Genomic DNA, 21,278 nt, shown 5'->3' with positions numbered 1-21,278 from the left:
CGCTACCGCATCACGGTGCCCGCGCTGTCGAGCACGAAGTCGACGCAGAACACGACGAGACGGTTTTGCGCGCGAATCGCGACGGCTGCCGTGTAGCAATCGCGGCCTTCGGTCAGCGAGAAGTGCGGGCCCATGAGCGCGACGCGCCCCGGCGCCGCGATCGCGCGCTGGAAGTACGGGCGCCGCGACCAGTTGCTGTGCGTCTCCGGGAACAGCGGCGAGAGTCGCGTGCCGCTCGTCTGGCCGTCCTCGGGACGCGCGCCGATCGACGGCAGGAATTGTTCGCCGATCTCGTCCGTGACGAACACCCGGCGTGCGGCGGGCACCACGAATACGCGCTGCGCGGCGTCCTGCAGGCTGCCGCTCGCGGAAAACGCGGCCGCGCCGGCGAGCACGAGCCGCTCGATCGCGTCGAAGCCCGGCTGCTCGGCGATCGCCGGCGTATGCCGGTGGGCGATGTAGCGTTGCCACGCGGCGTCGAGCATCGCGGGCGCCGCGGCGCTCGCGTGCGCGATCGATGCATCGGGCTGGCCGAACTGGAAGCCCTGGACGAAATCGATATCGGCCTCCATCAGCATCTGCAGCGCGTCGTCGCTTTCGACGCCCTCGGCGAGCACCATCGCGCCGGCCTGATGGAGCATCGATACCAGGTGATGCATGATGCGGCGATCGTCGGCCGACGCGTTCGCGCGTTCGACGAGCGATCGATCGAGCTTGACGATATCGGGCCGTGCGCGCCACACGCGGTCGAAATTGGAGAACCCCGTGCCGAAATCGTCGATCGCGATCAGGAAATCCCGGTGCTGGATCATGTCGATCGTGCGGGCGAGCGCGGCTTCATCGCGCGCCGGCTGCTCGACGACTTCCAGCACGATGCGGTTCGGCGGCAGCGCGAAATGACGGCACAGCGCCTCGACGAATTCGCGCTGCACGAGGCCGGAATCGAGCACGCGCGGCGTCACGTTCAGGAACAGCCAGCCGTCGCCGATGCCTTGCGCGACGAAATTGGCCGTATGCAGGCAGCGGGCGAGCCGGTCGAGCAGCAACGCGTCGGCAGCGGCACGCGTCTTGTCGAATAGCGCGACCGGCGAAACCAGCGCGCCGTTCTCGTCCACGACGCGCAGCAGCGCTTCGTAGCCGACCACGCGCTTGTGCGTGATTGACAGCACCGGTTGAAACACGCTGCGCAGCGTCGTTTCGCGATACGTGGCGATCCAGCCGCTGGGCGTCGGCGTGAGGCGTTCGAGCAGGGAGTCGAGCGAGAGGTCGCGGGAGGGCTTCATGTCAACGGTGCCCTGGGGCGATCGGGGGGCGGTATCGTGCGCGCCACGCAGAAGCCGTCGCACGCGCAGGTGGACGCGAAAGAACGTGGTGCATCGTAACCGCCTTCTGCGGATGAGTGATCCGAGTGTAACGGGAATGGTGCGGCGCGCGTATCAGGGTAACTCCAGACGCAAACGCTACACCGACGGCTGGAAGGGGTCATCCGCCCGGCGCGTGACACGCAAGGGCCACCGGGCCGTGTGTGCGGCGACGGCTCCAAATATGCCGCGTGCATCGCGCGCGAAGAATGCGGCAAAGCGACAAATCCGGGCGGTTGCATCGCCATCAGGCGAAACTCGAATCGGTCGACCGGCGGCGCTCGCGGATTGGCGGCCGGCGCGTGGCGGGCAACCCGCACCGGCGGGGTGCCGGCCACGCCGGCCGCTCAGGCCGCTTCGCCGCCGCGCGGGCGCAGCCCGGGAATCCGCTTGATCACGCCGGTGGCGAGCGCGGTGCCGACGAGCACGATCGCGCAGCCTTCGATCATCACGAGCGATACGTGTTCGCTGAGGAACAGCGCGCCCCACAGCAGGCCGAACACCGGGATCACGAACGTCACGGTAATCGCGCGGGCCGGGCCGATGTGCGCGATCAGGTGGAAGAAGATGAAATACGCGATGCCCGTGCAGGCGATGCCGAGCGCGAGCACGGCGCCCCACGCATGCGCGCTGACGGCTGCGGCGGGCCAGGTCGCGATCGCGAACGGCGCCAGCAGCACGGTCGAGCCGATCATGCTGCCGGTCGCGTTGACGAGCGGATCGACGCCGCTGAGCGTGCGCTTCGTGTAGTTGGCCGCGATGCCGTACAGCAGCGTCGCGCCGAGCGCGGCGGCGGCGGCGAGCGCGGTCGCGTTGGCGCCGGTGCTGCCGTGCGCGTTCGCGATCTGATCCCACACGAGCGTGAGGACGCCGGCAAAGCCGATCACGAGGCCGAGCGCGCGCGGCAGCGACAGCTTGTCCTTCAGCCACAGATAGGCGACGAGCGCGCCCCACAGCGGCGTCGTTGCGTTGATCACCGACGTCACGCCGGCCGACAGCGTCAGTTCGGCGAACGCGAACAGGCAGAACGGGATGCCCGAGTTCAGCGCGCCAACGACGAACAACGGCCACGCGCGACGGCGCAACTGCGCGCCGAGCTCGGCGGGCCTGAAGCGCGTCAGCGCGAATCCTGCGAGAAACAGCGCGCCGATGCCCACGCGCAGCGCCATCAGCGGCGCGACACCGAAGTCGGCGACGCCGATCCGGATGAACAGGAACGACGCGCCCCACAGGGCAGCGAGGACGGTCAGCAGAAAGGCGTTCTTGGGCGACATTGAGCGTGGCGGGCGAGGGGACGGGATGCGAGGAATCTTACACCGCGTTCCCGTGCCGTCGTTTCACGATCGGATGAAATGGCAAGAACCGGGAAATCCGCTCGCCTCGGTCGCGAACCGGCCGGCGCGATCGTTCAGTGATGGTGCCAGCCGCCGCGTCCGCCGAAGCCGAAGTTGAGCGACACCGCGGGCCCCCAGTAACCGCCCCAGGCCGGGGCATAGGCGGGCGCCGGATAGTAGTACGCCGGGCCCGGATCGACATAGACGGGCGCGGGCTGCACGGGCGCCGCCGTGTAATAGCCGGACGGATAGTAGCCGTAAGGGTAGTAACAGCCGGCGAGCGTCGTGCACGCGAGCGCCGCGGCGACGAGGGTCCTGTTCATGATGTCTCTCCGGCGGAGCCGGCAATCGGCAGATGCTTAAGCTTAGGCCGCGCGGCGATGACAAGGTGCGCTAAACGGTAACGGATCATTTCCGGGCCGCTGCGGCGTGTTGCGGCGCCGCATGTGAAAAACGGCGCTTCCGCAGTGCGGAAACGCCGTCAGGCCGGAACTTGCCGCGCGTCGCGCGGCAGCCGGGTAAGCCGGTCGGCTTATTTGCCGACCTGGTTGCCGATGATGCCGCCTGCTGCCGCGCCGCCCAGCGTCGACAGCGCGTTGCCGCCGATCGCCGCGCCGGCGACGCCGCCGACACCCGCACCGATCGCGGTATCGCGCTGGCGCCGCGTCATCGAATCGCAGGCCGAAAGGCTGGCCACCGTCGCGACGAGCAGCGCGCATACCCCAAAACGCCGAATCGAATGGTTCATGATCGCTGTCCTTGTGGTAGTGAACGGAGGTCGCGCGGCCGCCTGACGGCCGCGCATGAATTCAATCTACGCGTCGCCCGGTGGCGCTGCTGTAAGGACTTGTTAAGGCTCGAGCGGTTTCGTAATCAATTGTTTCGCGTGCGCCGGCAGGCACACGGCATGCGCGCGAAGGCAAAAAAAAGCCCGCTCGAAAGCGGGCTTCCTGCCGTGCGTCACGAAGCGAAGCGGTCCGCGCGGACCGCCGCGTTCGCCTGCCGACTTACTGGCGGTGATAAATCTCGGCGCCGGTCTTCACGAACTCGACCGCCTTGACCTCCATCCCCTTCTTCAGCGCCTCGGTTTCCGACACGCCTTGCTGTGCCGCGAACTCGCGCACGTCCTGCGTGATCTTCATCGAGCAGAAGTGCGGGCCGCACATCGAGCAGAAGTGCGCGACCTTCGCCGAATCCTTCGGCAGCGTCTCGTCGTGGAATTCGCGCGCCTTGTCCGGATCGAGGCCGATGTTGAACTGGTCTTCCCAGCGGAACTCGAAACGCGCCTTGGACAGCGCGTTGTCGCGCACCTGCGCGCCGGGGTGACCCTTGGCCAGGTCGGCCGCGTGCGCGGCGAGCTTGTACGTGATGATCCCTTCCTTCACGTCGTCCTTGTTCGGCAGCCCGAGGTGCTCCTTCGGCGTCACGTAGCACAGCATCGCGGTGCCGAACCAGCCGATCATCGCGGCGCCGATGCCCGACGTGATGTGGTCGTAGCCCGGTGCGATGTCGGTGGTCAGCGGCCCGAGCGTGTAGAACGGCGCTTCCTTGCACCAGTCGAGCTGGAGATCCATGTTCTCCTTGATCAGCTGCATCGGCACGTGGCCGGGGCCTTCGATCATCACCTGCACGTCGTGCTTCCACGCGATTTGCGTGAGCTCGCCGAGCGTCTTCAGTTCGCCGAGCTGCGCTTCGTCGTTCGCGTCGTAGATCGAGCCGGGACGCAGGCCGTCGCCGAGCGAGAAGCTCACGTCGTACGCCTTCATGATCTCGCAGATCTCTTCGAAGTGTTCGTACAGGAAGCTTTCCTTGTGATGCGCGAGGCACCACTTCGCCATGATCGAGCCGCCGCGCGACACGATGCCCGTCATCCGGTTCGCCGTGAGCGGCACGTACTGCAGGCGCACGCCCGCGTGGATCGTGAAGTAGTCGACGCCTTGCTCGGCCTGTTCGATCAGCGTGTCGCGGAAGATTTCCCAGGTCAGGTCCTCGGCCTTGCCGTTGACCTTCTCGAGCGCCTGGTAGATCGGCACCGTGCCGATCGGCACCGGGCTGTTGCGGATGATCCACTCGCGCGTTTCATGGATGTGCTTGCCGGTCGACAGGTCCATCACCGTGTCGCCGCCCCAGCGGATCGCCCACGTCATCTTGTCGACTTCCTCGCCGATCGACGACGTGACGGCCGAGTTGCCGATGTTCGCGTTGATCTTCACGAGGAAGTTGCGGCCGATGATCATCGGCTCGGATTCCGGGTGGTTGATGTTCGCGGGGATGATCGCGCGGCCGCGCGCGACTTCCTCGCGCACGAACTCGGGGGTGATCTCGGCGAGTGCGTTCGCGCCGAAGGCCGCGGCGCCGAACGCCTGGCCCGGGTGCTGGCGGCCCATCATCGCGGCGAGCTTCGCGCCGTTCGGGCCGCTCGACTTGAGGCTCTCGATGTACTCGGCGCGGCGCTGGTTCTCGCGGATCGCGATGTATTCCATTTCCGGCGTGATGATGCCCTGACGCGCGTAGTGCATCTGCGTGACGTTCTTGCCGGCTTGCGCGCGGCGCGGGTTGCGGTGCAGGCCCGGGAAACGCAGGTCGGCGGTGGCCGGGTCGGCCGCGCGCTCGAGGCCGTATCGGCTCGACAGGCCGTCGAGCACCTCGGTGTCGCCGCGCGCCTCGATCCAGCGCTGGCGCAGTGCCGGCAGGCCGGCGCGGATGTCGATCTTCGCGTCCGGATCGGTGTAGGGGCCCGACGTGTCGTACACGTAGATCGGCGGGTTCTTTTCGCCGCCGAAGCCGGTCGGGGTGTCGGCCTGCGTGATTTCACGCATCGGCACGCGGATGTCGGGCTGCGAGCCGGTTACATAAACCTTTCGCGAATTGGGCAGCGGGGCGACGGCGGCGGCGTCGACGTGGGCGTCCGCGGACAGAAACTTCGGATTGGCGTTCATGCAATCTCCTGTGTGAGCGCCGGACAGGCGCCACGGCGCTTGCCCGGAGCCCTTGACGAATGTGGGGCTCGAGCTAAGCAGGAGACGAGGCTTGGTGAGGCGGCGGATTTCGTCAGAAGGATGGCGGCGAAATCCGTACGCTTCCCTGCGCTGGCATTATCCAGATCAGGTTCAAAGGGTATTTCTCACCCGCAATGCCGGTTGTTTGACCGAACGCATTGCAGGACCCCCGCGTTAGCAGCGCACACGATACACTGGCTTCGCGGCGGTTTCAACCGGTGGCAGACCGGTGGCCGCGGTGCAGTTGCAGCAATGCGGGCGGTGCGCCCGCCGCGCAAGCCGCGATGCATGACACCGCCGCACGGCCCTGCGGCACGGCTGACGATGACGGCGCGGTGCAGCATTGCAGCGGTTTCGGCAGTCCCTGAAAAAAATTCTCGAAACGACTGTCATATCCCGCGACGTCCTCCGTCTATTCGGCTCCTCAAACCCATGTTTCGGAGAGATGTCATGAAAAAAGTACTGATCGCAGCCTGTGTCGCCGGTTTCGCCATGGTCGCAACGGGTGCGTATGCGCAGAACGACGCGATGTCGAAGGAAGGCGCGTCGATGTCGAAGGATGCGATGGGCCACGACGCGATGGCGAAGGACGGCGCGATGAAGAAAGACGCGATGAAGAAGCACGCGATGAAGAAGGACGCGATGTCGCACGACGCGATGGGCAAGTCGATGTCGGGCGACAAGATGGCGCCGTCGAACTGACCGACGCGGGCGGGGCGCGGCCCGCGCGTGCGGTACACGAGGCCGCCCGCGCATCGCGCACCGCCGCTACGTTCCGGGAGTCTTCACCATGCAAACCGTTCCCGCTGCCGGGCGCACGGCTGCCACGCCGCCCGCGCGCAACATTCATCCGCTGTGGGTGCGTGTGAGCCACTGGCTCAATGCGCTCGCGGCGATCCTGATGGCACTGTCCGGCTGGCGCATCTACGATGCGTCGCCGATCTATCCGCCGTTCACGTTCGCACACGGCATCACGCTCGGCGGCTGGCTGGGCGGCGCACTCCAATGGCATTTCGCGGCGATGTGGCTGCTGGTCGGCAACGGGCTGTTCTACCTCGCGATGTCGATCGCGACGGGCCGCCTCGCGCGCAAGATGCTGCCGGTCACGCCGGCGTCGATATGGCGCGACGTGCGCGCGGCGCTGGGCGGCCGGTTGTCGCACGACGACCTGAGCGTCTACAACGCGGTGCAGCGTGCCGCGTACCTGACCGCGATCGTCGATCTGATCGTGCTGGTGCTGTCGGGGCTCACGATCTGGAAGTCCGTGCAGTTTCCGCTGCTGCGCGAGCTGTTCGGCGGTTACGACAACGCGCGCGTCGTGCACTTCTGGGCGATGTCGCTGCTCGTCGCGTTTTTCGTCGTACACGTCGCGATGGCGCTGCTGGTGCCGCGCTCGCTGCTCGCGATGCTGCGCGGCCGCTGACCCGCACGCCGCGGGCGAAGGAACTCATCATGTCGGAATCCGGAAACAACCGCGGTCGGCCGAGCTGGACGCTCGACCGCAAGTCGCTCGAGCTCGACGTGCGCCGCGAACTCGAGATGCCGTCGCGGCGCCTCTTCAACCGGCGCGTGCTGACGCTCGGCGGCCTGACGATGCTGACCGGCTGCACGCTGCAGGACGACGCATCGGTCAACGCGTTCCTCGAGAAGGTGTCGCGCATGAACGATCGCGTGCAGGCCTGGCTGTTCAGCGGCGAGCGGCTCGCACCGACCTATACCGAGGCCGACATCACGCGGCCGTTTCCGTTCAACGCGTATTACGGCATCGACGACGTGCCGCACGTCGACGCATCGACGTACCGGCTCGTGCTGTCGGGCCGGGTGACGGGCAAGCGCGTGTGGACGCTCGACGAGCTGTATGCGCTGCCGCACGCGGAGCAGATCACGCGGCACATCTGCGTGGAAGGGTGGAGCGCGATCGGCCGCTGGGGCGGCACGCCGTTCGGCGCGTTTCTGGCACGCGTCGGCGCCGATACGCACGCGAAATACGTCGGCTTCAAATGCGCGGACGATTACTACGAAAGCATCGACATGCCGACCGCGCTGCATCCGCAAACGCTGCTCGCATTCGATTACGACGGCCGCCGCCTGCCGCCCGAATTCGGCTTTCCGATGAAGCTGCGGATGCCGACCAAGCTCGGCTACAAGAATCCGAAGCACATCATGGAAATCTTCGTGACCGATACCTACCCGGGCGGCTACTGGGTCGATCAGGGCTACAACTGGTTCGGCGGATCGTGAGCGGCGGGGCACGGCCGCGCCCGCCGTGCTTCACGGGTGCGTCACGCCGATTAGCGCACTTGCAGATCGACGCGCAGGCCGACCGCCGCCGCCATGTTCACGAGCGCGTCGAGCCCGAACAGGTTGATCTTGCCGCGCAGCAGATCGGACACGCGCGGCTGCGTGACGCCAAGCTGTTTCGCGGCCTGGGCCTGGCTGAGTTCGAGCTGCGCGATGCGCTGCTTGAGCGCGATCATCAGCTCGGAGCGCAGCTTCATGTTCTCGGCCTCGGCCGGCTGGCTCTCGATGGCGTCCCAGACATTCGTATAGCGTTCGTTGCTCATCGTTTCCTCTCGATCGTCAATGCGCGATAGCGCCGGGCGGCCAGTTCGACGTCGGCCTTGCAGGTGCGCGCCGATTGCTTGCGGAAGCAGTGCAGCACGTAGATCGCGTCCGCGAAGGTCGCGACATAGATGATCCGGAATGCGCCGCTCGCATCGCGCAGGCGAATTTCCCGCACGCCGACACCGATGGTGCGCATCGGCTTCCAGTCGTCGGGCGTCAGGCCGCGCTGCACCTGGTCGATCTGGTGGCCGGCCTCGCGGCGCGCCGCCAGCGGAAAGCCGCGAAGCGCATCCAGCGCGCTGCCGACGAAGACGACCGGCTTCGGCGGAAGGATGGTGGAATTATACAAAATTTTGTATGGATGTGTGCGGGTTGAACGGACAAAATGTCGGCGACCGGATCGGCAGGCCGACCGTCACGATAAGCGCGAAGCAACACCCGCGACGCATGACTGGCCGTCAGGCAGATGTATCGATCGCGATGGGCGGGGAAGGGCGTCGGGCGATGTCCGCGACGCCCGTGCAGCCCGTTTCCGGCTCCGGATTCGGTTCGTCCGGATGCCGAAAAATGTCGCGCCGAAACGTCAGTCGATATCCTTTCAGACAGGTCCGATGATGCTTTCGAATCCGTGATGCCATAATGCCGAGCGTGCGCAACCGAAGCGGTCTGCGCACGTTTTGTTGACCCTCTGCCGCCGCTTGCCGGTTCTTATTCGTCGCCGTTCGCACTGCCATGTCGTTCCGCACGTTCGTCTCCGCCTTCCTGGTCCCGTCAGGGCCGTTTGCCGGCATCGCCGGCGTCTTTCAGCGGAGCACGCGACACGTCGTGCGGGCGGGCTGATCGATGACACCGCTCGACCGCCTCCTCGATTTCCTCGCCCGCCTGCCGATCCGGATCCGCCTGCCGCAAAGCCGCGGCGGCCGCGTCGCACTGGCCCTGGTATTCATCTATTTCGTCTGGGGTTCGACCTACAGCGGCCTGCATTTCGCGTTGCAGTCGTTCCCGCCGTTGCTGCTGTCGGGGCTGCGCAACCTGCTCGGCGGGATCGGCCTGTTCATCTTCGCGCTGCGTCGCAAGCCCGAATGGCCGACGCTGCTGGAAATCCGCAACTCGGCGATCGTCGGCACGATGCTGGTCGCGCTGTCGTCCGGCACGATCGCGCTCGGGATGCGCACCGTCAGCAGCGGCTCGGCCGCGGTGATGGTCGCGACGGTGCCGCTGTTCGCGACCGTGATCGCGGCGGTGGCCGGGCGTCCGGTGTCGAAGGGCGAGTGGGCGGCCGTCGCGCTCGGGATGGTCGGCATCGTCGTGCTGAATTCGGGCGGCGCGGGCGCCGCGAACTCGGCGCTCGGCACGATCTGCGTGCTCGCCGGCGCACTCTTCTGGGCGGGCGGCGCGCATCTCGCGACGCGGCTCAAGCTGCCGTCGGACCTGTTCCTGTCGACGTCGCTGCAGATCGGCCTGGGTGGGTTGATGTCCACGATCGCCGCATGGCTGATGGGCGAGCGCATCGAGCAGGTCGCGGTCGGCCCGGTGTTCGCGTTCGTGTACCTGATGGTGTTCTGCACGATGGCCGCGTACGTCGCGTACGGCTACCTGATCCGCCATACGAGCCCGATCATCGCGAGCAGCTGCATGTACGTGAACCCGATCGTCGCGGTCGCGCTCGGCGCGCTGATGCTCGGCGAGCCCGTGACGACGGCGACCGTGATCGCGACGGTCGCGATCCTCGGCAGCGTCGGGCTGTCGTTCGTGTTCGATCCCGCGCGCCGGCCCGCGGCGCGCGCGGCGGCCGACGCTTCATCGGCCCCGGTGACCGTGGCCGCCGAACCGGCGGCGGGGGCGGCGTCCGTGCCGGATCAGGCCGCGATGCCGGACCCGGCGCCGATCCTCGCGCCTTCCGCGGTACCGCTTGCGGTGCCGGCACCGGGCGCCGTCGTGGACCCGGCCGCGGTCATGGATCCCGCGCCGGCATTCACGCTTCCGCCGGCCGGCGAACCGGCCGCGTCCCGCGCCGACGCGTGACGCCGGCGCGCGCGGCGGCGTTCAGCCGCGCCGTGCGCCGCGATGGTGGGACCAGCCGGCGAGCGCGGCAAACAGCAGGCCGGTCGCGCACATGCCGGTCCAGCCGAACGCGTGCCACGCGGCGACGCCGGCCGACGAGCCGAGCGCGCCGCCGATGAAATAGCACACCATGTACACGGTGTTGACGCGACTGCGCGCCTCGGGCTTCAGCGCATAGATGCGCGACTGGTTCGAGATCTGCGCGGCCTGCACGCCGACATCCAGCACGATCACGCCGATCACGAGCCCGACGAGGCTCGTCCCCGACAGCGCGAAAATCACGAACGACGCCGCGAGCAGTGCGATCGCGAGCGAGATGATCGCGCGCGGGCCGCGCTGGTCCGCGAAACGGCCGGCGTATGGCGCGGCCAGCGCACCCGCCGCGCCGACGATCCCGAAGAGACCTGCGGCTTGCGGGCCGAGGTGGAACGGCGCGCCGGCGAGCAGCAGCGTGAGCACCGGCCAGAACGCGCTGAACGCGGCGAACAGCGCGGCGCCGGTCAGCGATGCCTCGCGCAGCCCGCGCAGTTCGACCGCGAGGTGCCACATCGAGCCGAGCAGCTTGCCGTACGACAGCGTCGACGTCGGCGAACTGCGCGGCAGCCGCAGCACGATCACCGCGGCCAGCGCGACGAGCGCCGCGACCGATGCACCGAACACCGCCCGCCAACCGAAATATTCGGCGACGAAGCCGGCCGCCGTGCGCGCCAGCAGGATGCCGAGCAGCAGGCCGCTCATCACGGTGCCGACCGCATGCCCGCGCTCGGCCGGCGGCGCGATTTCGGCCGCGAACGGCACGGCCTGCTGCGCGATCGTCGCGAGCACGCCGATCGCGAGGCTCGCGGCGGCGAGCACCGCCAGCGACGGCGCGGTCGCGGCCACGATCAGCGCGATCGACAGGCCCGCGATCTGCATCAGGATCAGCCCGCGACGATCGAAACGGTCGCCGAGCGGCGCGAGCAGGAACATGCCGGCCGCATAGCCGAGTTGCGTCGCGGTCGGCACCGCGCCGATCCACGACGCGCCGTCGGGAAAGGCCGAGCGGAAGCTGTCGAGCAGCGGCTGGTTGTAATAGATGTTCGCGACCGACACGCCCGCGATCGTCGCGAGCAGCAACAGCAGGCTGCGCGAGTAGTGGGGCGAGGCGGCATCGGTCGGACGGTCGGTGGAGGCGGCGGACATGGCGGCAACGGAACGGAGTTGGGCGGCGTGGGCGCGCGGCACGGCGTCGGCTGCGCAGGCGGCCGGGCGCCGATCGAGGGTGCCGATCATACCGGAGCACGGTGAATCCTGCCGGCCGTGCCGCCAGGCGGCCGGGGCGTGACCGGCCGCTATCGGCCGCGACCGCTCGCAGCCGCCCGTCATCGCGCGCGACGCGCGCCTTCAGCCGACCAGTTCGCCGCTCGGCTCATAGAACGGGTAAGGCCCGTCGCCTTCGTCCACGTACACGTGATGGGACATCATTCCCGCTTCCGGCGTATAAGCGTGCACCGCGAATGCGGGCGGCTCGAGCCGGAACGCGGACGGCGCGTCCGCGCGCAGGTCGAACGCGACCTGATGCGCGGGCGCCGGCACGGCCGACGCGAGCGTGCCGCCGAAGCGCGTAAACATCGTCCGGTGCACGTGGCCGCACAGCACGCGTTCCACGTTCGGATGGCCGCGCAGCAGCGCATCGAGTTTCGCGGCGGCGGCGGGGGCGAGGCGCAGCGCGTCCATGTGCCCGATCCCGGAGGCGAACGGCGGATGGTGCAGCGCGACGATCACCGGCCGGTCGCGTGCGGCGTCGAGCTGCGCGGCGAGCCACGCGAGCCGCGCATCGCACAGGTCGCCGGGGCTCGCGCCGGGCACCTGCGAATCGAGCGCGAGCACGCGCACGGCGCCGACGTCGAGCGCGTACTGCACGAATTCGCCGTCCTGCAATTCGGGACGATCCGCGAACGCGCGGCGCAACCCCGTGCGATCGTCGTGATTGCCGACCATCAGATAATACGGAATCTCGAGCGGCGCGAGCAGGTCGCGAAGATGGCGGTATTCGTCGTCGTGACCGAAGTCGGTCAGGTCGCCCGTGACGAGCACCGCGTCGGGACGCGGCACCAGCGCGTTCAGCTTCGCGATGCAGCGCGCGAGCGCGGCGGCGGTGTCGACGCGCCGGTACGCGAGCTGGCCCGGACGCTTGATGTGGAGATCGCTGATTTGAGCAAGCAGCATCGTCGTTCCTCGGAATCTCTGGTTATCGTGGGGCGGTGTTACGCGGCGAGTGCGATCAGGCCTTCCGCCGCGATCGTGAGGCCGACCGCCGTGCCGCGCGCGAGCTCGATGCGGCCCGGCACGTCGATCACGAGTGCGTCGGGCGCCGCCTGCTCGATCGTCAGCCGCGTGCGCTCGCCGAGGAACGCGCACGCGCCGATCGCACCGCGCAGCGGCGCACGCGCGGGATCGGCGAGCTGCGCATCCTCCGGGCGGAAGAACCACTCGTCGGCGGCGTGCGGCGTGACGATCGAGCCACCGGTCGTCACGAGCGCGCCGTCGCGCCATTGTCCCGCAAGCCGGTTCAGCGTGCCGATGAACTGCGCGACCGTGCGGTTCGCCGGCCGGTAATAGATGTCGCGCGGCGTGCCGATCTGCTCAATGCGGCCCGCGCCCATCACGACGATCCGGTCGCCGAGCTCCATCGCCTCGGCCTGGTCGTGCGTCACGTACACGGTCGTCACGCCGAGTTCGCGCAGCAGCGCGTTCATCTCGCGGCGCAGCACGTCGCGCAGTTTCGCGTCGAGCGCGGTCAGCGGCTCGTCGAGCAGCAGCACGCGCGGGCGCACCGCGAGCGCGCGCGCCAGCGCGACACGCTGGCGCTGGCCGCCCGACAGCTGATCGACCGGTTTGTCCGCATGCGCGTCGAGCCGCATCATCGCGAGCAATTCGTCGACGCGTTCGCGCAGCGCGCGCGGCTCGGTCTTGCGGATCTTCAGCCCGTAGCCGACGTTGCCGCGCACCGTCAGGTTCGGGAACAGCGCGTAGTTCTGGAACACCATGCCGACCTGGCGACGCTCGATCGGCAGCGCGGTCACGTCGTCGCCGCCGAACCGGATCGTGCCGCCGGCGTCCGGCGTGTCGAGGCCGGCGATCAGGCGCAGCGTCGTCGTCTTGCCGCAGCCCGACGGGCCGAGCAGCACGAGCGTCTCGCCCGCGCCGATCGACAGGTCGAGCGGTTCGAGCACGCGCGTGCCGCGGAACGTCTTCGCGCAGCGGGTCAGGGTGATGGGAGTGGAATCGAGTTTCATGGGAGCGGGAAAGTCAACGCAGGGTCAGCGCGGGCGACGCTTCGGCGCGCGCGTGCCGGACGGATCGACGCCGAGCCACTGCATCGCGACGAGAAGCGGCAGCGTCATCAGCAGGAACACGATCGTGTACGCGCTGCCGACTTCGAGGCGCAGCGATGCATAGGTGTCGGCGAGACCGACGGGCAGGGTCTTCGTATCGGGCGTATGCAGCATCCACGTCAGGTTGAATTCGCCGATCGACAGCGTGAGCACCGCGAGCGCGCCCGCGACGATGCCGGGGCGCAGGTTCGGCAGCACGATCGTGACGAAGCGCGTGACGAACGACGCGCCGAGGCTCGCCGCGCCTTCCTCGATCGTGCGCAGGTCGGCGCCGGCGGCGACGGCCGCGACCGCGCGCACCATGAACGGCAGCGTGAACACGACGTGGCCGACGACGATGAACCACAGGCTCATCCGGAACGCGGTGAAGCCGCCGTACACGACCAGCAGCGCGAGCGCCGACGCGAGGCCCGGCAGCGCGACCGGCAGCACGAGCGCCTCCTCGATCACGCGGGCGACGCGGTTCTTGCTGCGCGCGAGCGCATAGCCGGCCGGCACGCCGACGACGAGCACGATCGCGAGCGTCGCGAACGCGACGCCGAGCGACAGCGCGACCGAGCCCTGGTATTGCTGCCACACCTGTTCGAGCCAGCGCAGCGTGAGGCCGCTCGACAGCCCGCGGAAATAGTTGACGGTGAGGCCCGCGAGCACCGACATCACGACGGGCACGATCAGGAACGCGCACAGCAGCAGCGTGACGCCCCATTGCAGCGCGGCGATCGCACGCGCGCCCGACACGCGCGGCGCGCGGCGTGCGGCGCCGTTCGCATGCGACGGGGCGGGCGCCGGCGACGGCGCGGATGAACCGGAAAGCGATTGCATGAAGAAATCCTCAGGCCGCGGCCGCGGCGGTGTGGCCGGTGAACCGGCGCGCGAGCGCGAGCACGGCCCAGGTGACGATGCCGAGCACGATCGACAGGCCGGCCGCCGTCGCGATGTTCGCGTTCAGCGTGAACTCGGTGTAGATCGTCATCGGCAGCACGTTCAGGTCGGTGGCGAGCGTGAAGGCGGTGCCGAACGCGCCCATCGCGGTCGCGAAGCAGATCGCGCCGGCCGCGATCAGGCCCGGCGCGAGCGCCGGCAGCACGATGTCGACGAAGATGCGCCACGGCGACGCGCCGAGCGAGCGCGCCGCTTCCTCGAGCGACGCGTCGAGCTTCGACGCGGCCGCGATCACCGTGACGATCACGCGCGGAATCGAGAAGTACAGGTAGCCGACGAACAGCCCGGCGACCGAATACGCGAACACCCACTTGTCGCCGGTCAGCTTCGCGGACAGCATCCCGATCAGCCCTTGCCGGCCGGCGAGCATGATCACCATGAAGCCGACCACGACGCCCGGGAATGCAAGCGGAAAGGTGAGCAGCGCGAGCAGCACGCGCTTGCCGGCGAATTCGCGGCGCGCGAGCAGCAGGCCCGAGATCGTCGACAGCGCGAGCGTCGCGAGCGTGACGCCGCCCGACAACGCGACCGTTTCGCCGAGGCTCTTCATGTAGCGCGCGTTGCCGAGCAGCGCCCCGTACTGCGTGAGGAAGGCGCCGTCGGCGGACACCCGCACGAGCGCCGCCATCGGCAGCAGCCAGAACGCGGCGAACACCGCGAGCGCCGGCGCGACGAGCGCGACGCGCCAGCGCAGCGGGAAAGTCAGGTCGAGCATGGCTTGAGTCCGGCGCTTACTGCATCACTTGCAGGTATTGCTGGCCGAACGCTTGCTGACCGGCCGCCATCTTGCCGAAGTCGACCGATTTCGCCCGGGCGTATTCGCTCGCCGGCAGGAACTTCGCGGCGACGTCGGCGCCGAGCGTCTGCGCGCGCACCGGACGCAGGTATGCGTTGGCCCACAGCTTCTGGCCTTCGTCGGACAGCACGAAGTCGAGCACCTTCCTGCCGTTCGCATCGTGCGGCGCGCCCTTGACGAGGCTCATCACGTACGGCACCGCGATCGTGCCTTCCTTCGGAATCACGAACTCGACGTTCGCGTGATCCTTGTACTTCGCGCGATACGCGTCGAAGTCGTAGTCGAGCAGGATCGGAATCTCGCCGGACAGCACGCGCGCATACGCGGTCTGCTTCGGCACGATCGGTGCGTTGGCCTTCAGCTTGCGGAACCAGTCCAGCGCCGGCTTGAAGTTGTCGAGGCTGCCGCCGAGCGCCTGGTTGACGGCGACCGCGCCCGCATAGCCGACGAACGCGCTCGACGGATCGAGGTAGCCGACCATGCCCTTGTATTCGGGCTTCAGCAAGTCGGCCCACGAGCGCGGGACCGGCTTGCCGTCGAGCGCGTCCTTGTTCACGAAGAAGCCGAGCGTGCCCGAGTGGATCGCGAACCAGTAGCCCTGCGGGTCCTTCAGGTTCGCGGGGATGTCGTTCCAGTGCGCGGGCTTGTACGGCGCGATCACGTCCTTGTCCTTCGCCTGGAATGCCGACGACACGCCGAGATAGACGACGTCGGCGACCGGGCTCTTCTGCTCGGCGATCAGCTGGGCGATCGCCTGGCCCGAGTTCTTGTTGTCGAACGGCACGCGGATGCCGGTCTTCTGCTTGATCGCCGCGATCTGCGCGGCCCAGTCGGCCCATTCGGGCGGGCAGTTGTAGCAGATCGCGGTTTCGTCGGCGTGGGCAGCGGGTGCGAACGCGACGAGCGCGGCGCAGGCGATGGGTGCCGCGAGCACGCGCAGCAGCGAGGTCAGGCGAAAGGACACGGTGGGTCTCCGGGCGGGGTAAGGGTATGTCGCCGCACCGCGCACGCTGGCGCGGCGCGCGCGTTCAGGCTTGGTGAAACTGAAGGTCGACTGCCGGCGGTGCGACCGTCGCGCCGTCGCGCACCGTGTGCGGCAGGATCAGCGACGTGCGCTCGATCGTCGCGCCGCCGATGCATTCGACGAGGCGTTGCCATGCATGACGGCCGATGTCCTGGTTCGGCGTCGCGACGCTCGCGAGCGGCGGCGCGAGCAGCTCGCCGATCGCGATGCCGTCGAAGCCGAGCACCGACAGGTCGTCGGGAATCGAGAAGCCCGCGCGACGCAGGCCGCGCATGACGACCATCGCGAGCAGGTCGTTGCTGCAGAAGAGGGCGGTCGGGCGCGTGGCCTGCGCGGTGAGGTGCGCGAGCACCGCGTCGGGCAACTCGGCCGCGTTGAAGTCGACTTCGACCGGCGGCAACGTCGCGACGCCGGCTTCCTCGAGTGCCTGCGCGTAGCCGAGATGGCGCTGGCGTGCGCGATCCGACGCGGCGAGCGAGCCGGCCAGCATCAGCACGCGGCGATGGCCGCGCGCGGTCAGCAGACGGACGCCGTCATAGGCGGCGCGGCGGTTGTCGACCGACACCGACGGGCGGCGTTGCGTGTCGTTGTGCATCAGCACGTAATGCGGGCCGTCGCGGTCGAGCATGTCGAGCAGCGGATGCGTGTCCGCATCGGCGACGGTCAGGATCAGCCCTTCGACGCGCTGCTCGCGCAGCGTCTCGATCGCATGGCGCTCGCGTGCCGCGTCGTATTCGGTCGTCATCAGGATCAGCTTGAAACCGGCCGCGGTCGCGAGTTCGTCGATGCCTTGCAGGCAGTCGGCGAATACCGGGTTCGACAGCGTCGGCACGACGACGCCGACGAGCCGCGTGCGCTCGCCGCGCAACTGCCGGCCGAGCGGGCTCGGGCGGAACTGCAGCGTGTCGATGGCGGTGCGGATCGTCGCCAGCGTGGCGGGGCTGACGGTGTGCGGCGCGTTGATCGCGCGCGAGACGGTGGCGATCGAGAAGCCGGCGAGCGCGGCGACGTCCTTGATGGTCGGGGTCATGAAGTTACGCGATGTAAACGTTTTCGGCGGGAAAATTATCGAAAACGTTTGTGACTTCGCGATGACGTCCGAGCCGTTTGTTTCGCAAGAAACACGATACAAACCTCAGACGTTTGACGCCCGGCGAGCGGTGCGGATTCGATTGTATCGGCGGATGCTGCGGCGCGGGACGAAATCGATGAAGGTGTCGTGTCGATGTCGACGACGGCGGATGAATCGGGGCGCGGACGGTGCGGGCCGACATGCTGCATCGCGATGCAATGCGCGTGAATCAGCTAGCGAATGTGCAAGCAATGGTAGAATCGCGTCCGCCCTTTTGCCGGGGTGATGAAATTGGTAAACATAGCGGACTTAAACGATTGAGTGCCCGGCCGGAAACGGTCGGTGCAGAACCCTTCAAATTCGGCGAAACCCCTGACGCGCGACGCGCATCGAGGCAACGCCGAGCCAAGCCTCGCGGTACAGCTCGAGCGAGGAAGGTGTAGAGACTAGACGGGGGGCGCCTAAGGCGCACGGGCGGCGATCACGCCCGCGCGCGACGGCGAAGGCATAGTCCAGCGCACGAACGGCTTCGTTTCGACGACGCCGGCTTTGAAAGAAGCAGTGTGACGAAAATCCGCCGCCTTGATTGGCTTGCCGGTTCGAGTCCGGTCCCCGGCACCAAATAATTGTCTTGTGCCGTCTCAGGCAACACGAGAGCCCCGCAAAAATCCCTGTTTTTGCGGGGTTTTTTGTTTGGTGGTGTCTAACTTAATCTCCTTGCATCTCATCGTTTTGTTGGTATATTGGTTGGTATCGACCATCGCAGTTGTTGGTACTAGAGCCATGCCACTGACCGATCCAGCCGTCCGGAACGCCAAGCCCGCAGAGAAGCCGTACAAGCTGACGGACGGTGCCGGCATGTATTTGTTGGTTCAGCCCAACGGGGCCAAGTACTGGCGCATGGCATATCGCTTGCACGGGAAGCAGAAGCTGCTGGCGATCGGCGTATATCCTGCCGTGGGTTTGGCGACGGCGCGCGAGCGGCGTGACGAGGCGCGGAAGAAACTCGCCGACGGCGTCGATCCAAGTGTTGCGAAGCGTCTCGAGAAGCGGACGGCTCGCGTGGCCGCCAGCAACACCTTTGAGGCGGTGGCCCACGGGTGGATGAACGAGCGCAAAACTGTCGTCGAGATCGGGCAGTACGAAAAGACCCTGGCTCGCTTTGAGAGCGATGTGTTCCCATGGCTCGGCAGCCGGCCGATAACTGAAGTCGACGCCCCCGAGATTCTCGCGGTGCTGAAGCGGATTGACGGCCGCGGCGCCAGATACACGGCGCATCGTGTGCGGAGCGAAATCAGCCGCGTGTTTCGGTATGGCATCAAAGAGGGCCGCTGCAAGACCGATCCGGCTCGAGATCTGGTTGATGCGATTCCGCCGGCTCAGACTACGCATTTTGCTGCAATTACCGATCCAGCAAAGGTCGCAGAGATGCTGCGTGCTTTCGATGGCTTCTCCGGCACCTTTCCCGTCCTCTGTGCGCTGAAGCTCGCTCCGCTGCTATTCGTGCGTCCCGGCGAACTGCGACACGCGCAATGGGTGCAATTCGACCTTGATAAGGGCGAATGGCGCTACCTCGTGACGAAGACGAAGACCGAGCACCTGGTGCCGCTCTCGCTCCAAGCGATCGCAATCCTCCGCGAGCTACACGCGCTCACTGGCGCTGGGCACTACGTGTTCCCCGGTGCGCGGGATCGCAAGCGGCCGATGAGCGAGGCGGCAATCAACGCGGCGCTGCGGCGCCTTGGCTACGACACCCGTACGGAGATCACCGGGCACGGGTTCCGCGCGATGGCGCGAACGATCTTGCACGAGGAGCTTGAGCAGAAGCCTGAAGTGATTGAGCACCAACTCGCGCACACGGTTCCCGATAACCTTGGCTCGGCCTACAACCGAACGAAGTTCATCAAGCAACGACGAGTGATGATGCAACAGTGGGCGGACTACCTCGACCGGTTGAAGGCCGGCGCGGACGTGATCCCGATCGGGGCGAATGCCCGTTAGATGATTTGCAACACCGTTGCCTGACGGCATCAGGCAAAGCGGCAGTCAAGGTGTTGGCGCACCAAGACTGCCTAACCACAACACGACCTTTAGTGGAGGTTCGTATCATGGCTACTGTCAATTCTATCGCGACGGGCGATGCCGTCCTGCAACGGCTCGAAAAGCTCATCTCCGAGAAATCGGCTCTTGCTTGGAAGATGCACAACACCCTCGCTTTCATGGCTCAGGCATTGCCCGAGGATGAACCGACTGGGCTGCCCGTGCAAAACGCGCTGGACGACATGAGGCGTGACATGGAACAACTCGCCGTCAGCCTGCAAGACCTCGTGCACCACGCGCGCCACGCATAGGAGCATCTCCTGTCGCGGGATCTCTGAAAACAATCTGTAGGCACGCCTGCCGCAATCACCGCTGTGCGTGCATTTTGGAGCTGACTATGAGGCTCGAACAGTACGAAATTCGCGATCGTGCCTATGGCATCTGGCATCGCGCCCCTTCGATCGGCCGTTACTTGCGAGCCGACCAAGCTGAAGCACTGACGATGGTCGACCTGGACTCGGTGCTGTTTGCAGAGTATGACAACGGCGCCAAGGTTCCATTGGCGCTAGTCGAGGTTGCCCGTGACATCGGACAGGAGAAGCCGGCCGGCGTAATGCAGCACCTCGCGCGGCTCGCGAATGTGCCGGCATACGTTGCTCTCTACACGGCGGCGCCCGCAGCGAATCCAAGTAACCCGAACTGGGACGACATTGAGAGCTTTCGCGTGCGGCGTATGTGGCCGCGCCCTGAGCCTGGATGGCGCGTTCTCACGCCAGGGCAATGGGCCCGTGCGCTCGTGCAGATCCGGGGATGGCAGATGCGCCGGTTCGAGGCGCGAGAGGCGGCGAATGATCCGAACTACTAGCCGCGCAAAGCTCGCATATGTGAGTGCGCATCGCAGCGAATTTGCCGCAGCCGCTCACTGGCTTCTCCATGAGTTCGATCCCGCGAACTTCGTCACGCTCCTCACGGACACGCCGGAAGAACGCGCTAAGCTGACCTCCAACGCGCAGGCGCTCGGCAAGTTGTTTCAGAAAAAGGGAAAGCGCAGGCGGGATCGCGACGTGTTCGAGGCACGCGTTCCGCGGGATCTCGCCGAATGGTTCGGTGGGTTCAGTGGGTGGGGGCAGGTCGCTTTTCGCGTGGCGCGGTGGTGGCAGGTCGCAGTAGCGTGCGCAGAAGCGGCCAATAGGTCAGTAGGCGCAAAGCGACTGGACCGGGTCCAACTGGCAAACCGCGCGAACGGCCTGATTCCCCGCGAGGAGCGGCATCAGCGCAGGCTTAGGGTGCGTGACCGTAACGAACGGGACAAGGAGCAATGGCTCCGTGAACACCTGAAGCGCAATAACGGCTCGATTCTCTGACCGTGAGCGTGCTTTAGCAAAATCTCCGGAAATTACGCCCTCGCGACAAATCGCCGGCACTCGTAGGCTACGGACATACCGCTACATACATTCATGGACGCGGTAAGACAATCTCCAAGGAGCGTCACATGTCCGTCAGCTATCAAAGCCTTCGTCCACTCAAAGCCGCCGAAAAGCTCGGTATGGGCCTTTCGACTCTATGGGCACGGGTGAAGAGCGACCCGGGATTCCCGCAGCCAATCAAACTTGGTCCAGCGACCACGGTGTTTCTCGAGCACGAACTCGATGCATACATCGAGAAGTGCATCGCGCAATCGCGTAAATCCGCCGCGTGATCGGA

23 protein-coding genes and 1 riboswitch are annotated in these 21,278 nt (G+C 67.0%); of the genes, 9 read left to right on the top strand and 14 right to left on the bottom strand.

The genetic code is table 11. From position 1 onward, the window contains the following. Positions 1 to 2 precede the first annotated feature (2 nt). The 5 genes from WS45_RS24650 to thiC all read right to left on the bottom strand — a co-directional run bounded on the left by WS45_RS24650 (position 3) and on the right by thiC (position 5,634). Entirely contained in the window at positions 3 to 1,283 is a 1,281-nt protein-coding gene (locus tag WS45_RS24650; protein ID WP_059523588.1) for an EAL domain-containing protein, read from the bottom strand. A gap of 425 nt (positions 1,284 to 1,708) precedes the next feature. Beyond that, entirely contained in the window at positions 1,709 to 2,635 is a 927-nt protein-coding gene (locus WS45_RS24645; protein ID WP_059702130.1) for a DMT family transporter, read from the bottom strand. Positions 2,636 to 2,769: 134 nt separating this feature from the next. Further along, on the bottom strand, positions 2,770 to 3,018 hold the full coding sequence (locus WS45_RS24640) for a hypothetical protein (RefSeq protein WP_059523584.1): 249 nt from the start codon (positions 3,016 to 3,018) through the stop codon (positions 2,770 to 2,772). Between the two features lie 209 nt (positions 3,019 to 3,227). After that, positions 3,228 to 3,443, bottom strand: coding sequence for a glycine zipper 2TM domain-containing protein (locus WS45_RS24635; RefSeq protein ID WP_059449419.1), 216 nt, complete (start codon positions 3,441 to 3,443; stop codon positions 3,228 to 3,230). A gap of 259 nt (positions 3,444 to 3,702) precedes the next feature. Then, positions 3,703 to 5,634, bottom strand: coding sequence for a phosphomethylpyrimidine synthase ThiC (thiC, locus tag WS45_RS24630; protein ID WP_059702128.1), 1,932 nt, complete (start codon positions 5,632 to 5,634; stop codon positions 3,703 to 3,705). 124 nt (positions 5,635 to 5,758) lie between these two features. Beyond that, a riboswitch (TPP riboswitch) is annotated at positions 5,759 to 5,875 on the bottom strand. Positions 5,876 to 6,144: 269 nt separating this feature from the next. Here thiC and WS45_RS24625 point away from each other — a divergent pair. From WS45_RS24625 to WS45_RS24615, 3 genes are all read left to right on the top strand, one after another. After that, complete coding sequence (locus WS45_RS24625) at positions 6,145 to 6,396, top strand: pentapeptide MXKDX repeat protein (RefSeq protein ID WP_059702126.1); 252 nt, start codon at positions 6,145 to 6,147, stop codon at positions 6,394 to 6,396. Between the two features lie 88 nt (positions 6,397 to 6,484). Next, on the top strand, positions 6,485 to 7,117 hold the full coding sequence (locus WS45_RS24620; RefSeq protein ID WP_059523575.1) for a cytochrome b/b6 domain-containing protein: 633 nt from the start codon (positions 6,485 to 6,487) through the stop codon (positions 7,115 to 7,117). A gap of 29 nt (positions 7,118 to 7,146) precedes the next feature. Next, positions 7,147 to 7,935, top strand: a complete 789-nt coding sequence (locus tag WS45_RS24615; protein ID WP_059523572.1) for a molybdopterin-dependent oxidoreductase — start codon at positions 7,147 to 7,149, stop codon at positions 7,933 to 7,935. Positions 7,936 to 7,985: 50 nt separating this feature from the next. Here WS45_RS24615 and WS45_RS24610 read toward each other — a convergent pair whose 3' ends face one another. Further along, a complete protein-coding gene (locus tag WS45_RS24610) occupies positions 7,986 to 8,258 on the bottom strand; it encodes a helix-turn-helix domain-containing protein (RefSeq protein ID WP_059702124.1) in 273 nt (90 codons plus the stop codon). Then, the gene (locus WS45_RS24605) at positions 8,255 to 8,608 is read right to left on the bottom strand and encodes a type II toxin-antitoxin system RelE/ParE family toxin (RefSeq protein ID WP_059691135.1); all 354 of its coding nucleotides are present in this window, start codon (positions 8,606 to 8,608) and stop codon (positions 8,255 to 8,257) included. The genes WS45_RS24610 and WS45_RS24605 overlap by 4 nt, the downstream gene beginning before the upstream one ends. A 494-nt stretch (positions 8,609 to 9,102) precedes the next feature. Here WS45_RS24605 and WS45_RS24600 point away from each other — a divergent pair, with 494 nt between their 5' ends. Next, complete coding sequence (locus WS45_RS24600) at positions 9,103 to 10,284, top strand: EamA family transporter (protein ID WP_059702121.1); 1,182 nt, start codon at positions 9,103 to 9,105, stop codon at positions 10,282 to 10,284. A 21-nt stretch (positions 10,285 to 10,305) separates the two neighbouring features. Here the strand turns inward: WS45_RS24600 and WS45_RS24595 are convergent, their stop codons facing one another. The 7 genes from WS45_RS24595 to WS45_RS24565 all read right to left on the bottom strand — a co-directional run bounded on the left by WS45_RS24595 (position 10,306) and on the right by WS45_RS24565 (position 17,492). After that, positions 10,306 to 11,505, bottom strand: a complete 1,200-nt coding sequence (locus WS45_RS24595; protein WP_059702195.1) for an MFS transporter — start codon at positions 11,503 to 11,505, stop codon at positions 10,306 to 10,308. Between the two features lie 201 nt (positions 11,506 to 11,706). After that, entirely contained in the window at positions 11,707 to 12,531 is an 825-nt protein-coding gene (locus WS45_RS24590) for a phosphodiesterase (RefSeq protein WP_059702119.1), read from the bottom strand. A 38-nt stretch (positions 12,532 to 12,569) separates the two neighbouring features. Beyond that, positions 12,570 to 13,601 (bottom strand): ABC transporter ATP-binding protein, encoded by a 1,032-nt coding sequence (locus WS45_RS24585; protein WP_059523562.1) that lies wholly within the window; start codon positions 13,599 to 13,601, stop codon positions 12,570 to 12,572. Between the two features lie 24 nt (positions 13,602 to 13,625). Beyond that, complete coding sequence (locus tag WS45_RS24580; RefSeq protein WP_059691139.1) at positions 13,626 to 14,522, bottom strand: ABC transporter permease; 897 nt, start codon at positions 14,520 to 14,522, stop codon at positions 13,626 to 13,628. Between the two features lie 10 nt (positions 14,523 to 14,532). Then, on the bottom strand, positions 14,533 to 15,357 hold the full coding sequence (locus WS45_RS24575) for an ABC transporter permease (RefSeq protein ID WP_059702116.1): 825 nt from the start codon (positions 15,355 to 15,357) through the stop codon (positions 14,533 to 14,535). Between the two features lie 16 nt (positions 15,358 to 15,373). Further along, positions 15,374 to 16,402: an ABC transporter substrate-binding protein gene (locus WS45_RS24570; RefSeq protein ID WP_059523556.1), complete on the bottom strand. Its 1,029-nt coding sequence runs from the start codon at positions 16,400 to 16,402 to the stop codon at positions 15,374 to 15,376. Between the two features lie 64 nt (positions 16,403 to 16,466). After that, positions 16,467 to 17,492, bottom strand: a complete 1,026-nt coding sequence (locus WS45_RS24565; protein ID WP_059691141.1) for a LacI family DNA-binding transcriptional regulator — start codon at positions 17,490 to 17,492, stop codon at positions 16,467 to 16,469. Positions 17,493 to 18,317: 825 nt separating this feature from the next. Here WS45_RS24565 and WS45_RS24560 point away from each other — a divergent pair. From WS45_RS24560 to WS45_RS24540, 5 genes are all read left to right on the top strand, one after another. Continuing rightward, positions 18,318 to 19,535 (top strand): tyrosine-type recombinase/integrase, encoded by a 1,218-nt coding sequence (locus WS45_RS24560; RefSeq protein WP_059702114.1) that lies wholly within the window; start codon positions 18,318 to 18,320, stop codon positions 19,533 to 19,535. A 107-nt stretch (positions 19,536 to 19,642) separates the two neighbouring features. Continuing rightward, complete coding sequence (locus WS45_RS24555) at positions 19,643 to 19,885, top strand: hypothetical protein (RefSeq protein WP_059702113.1); 243 nt, start codon at positions 19,643 to 19,645, stop codon at positions 19,883 to 19,885. Between the two features lie 86 nt (positions 19,886 to 19,971). Continuing rightward, positions 19,972 to 20,439 carry a hypothetical protein gene (locus WS45_RS24550; RefSeq protein WP_059702111.1) on the top strand — a complete coding sequence of 156 codons (468 nt, stop codon included), beginning with the start codon at positions 19,972 to 19,974 and terminating at the stop codon, positions 20,437 to 20,439. Then, positions 20,423 to 20,938 carry a hypothetical protein gene (locus WS45_RS24545; protein ID WP_059702109.1) on the top strand — a complete coding sequence of 172 codons (516 nt, stop codon included), beginning with the start codon at positions 20,423 to 20,425 and terminating at the stop codon, positions 20,936 to 20,938. Before WS45_RS24550 ends, WS45_RS24545 begins: the two co-directional genes overlap by 17 nt. Positions 20,939 to 21,066: 128 nt before the next feature. Continuing rightward, the gene (locus tag WS45_RS24540; RefSeq protein ID WP_059702107.1) at positions 21,067 to 21,273 is read left to right on the top strand and encodes a helix-turn-helix transcriptional regulator; all 207 of its coding nucleotides are present in this window, start codon (positions 21,067 to 21,069) and stop codon (positions 21,271 to 21,273) included. Positions 21,274 to 21,278 lie beyond the last annotated feature (5 nt).

It is taken from the genome of Burkholderia sp. RF2-non_BP3 (assembly GCF_001522185.1).
Classification (GTDB): domain Bacteria; phylum Pseudomonadota; class Gammaproteobacteria; order Burkholderiales; family Burkholderiaceae; genus Burkholderia; species Burkholderia diffusa.
The sequence above is the reverse complement of the archived record's forward strand: the minus strand, read 5'-3'. Positions and strand labels throughout refer to the sequence as shown.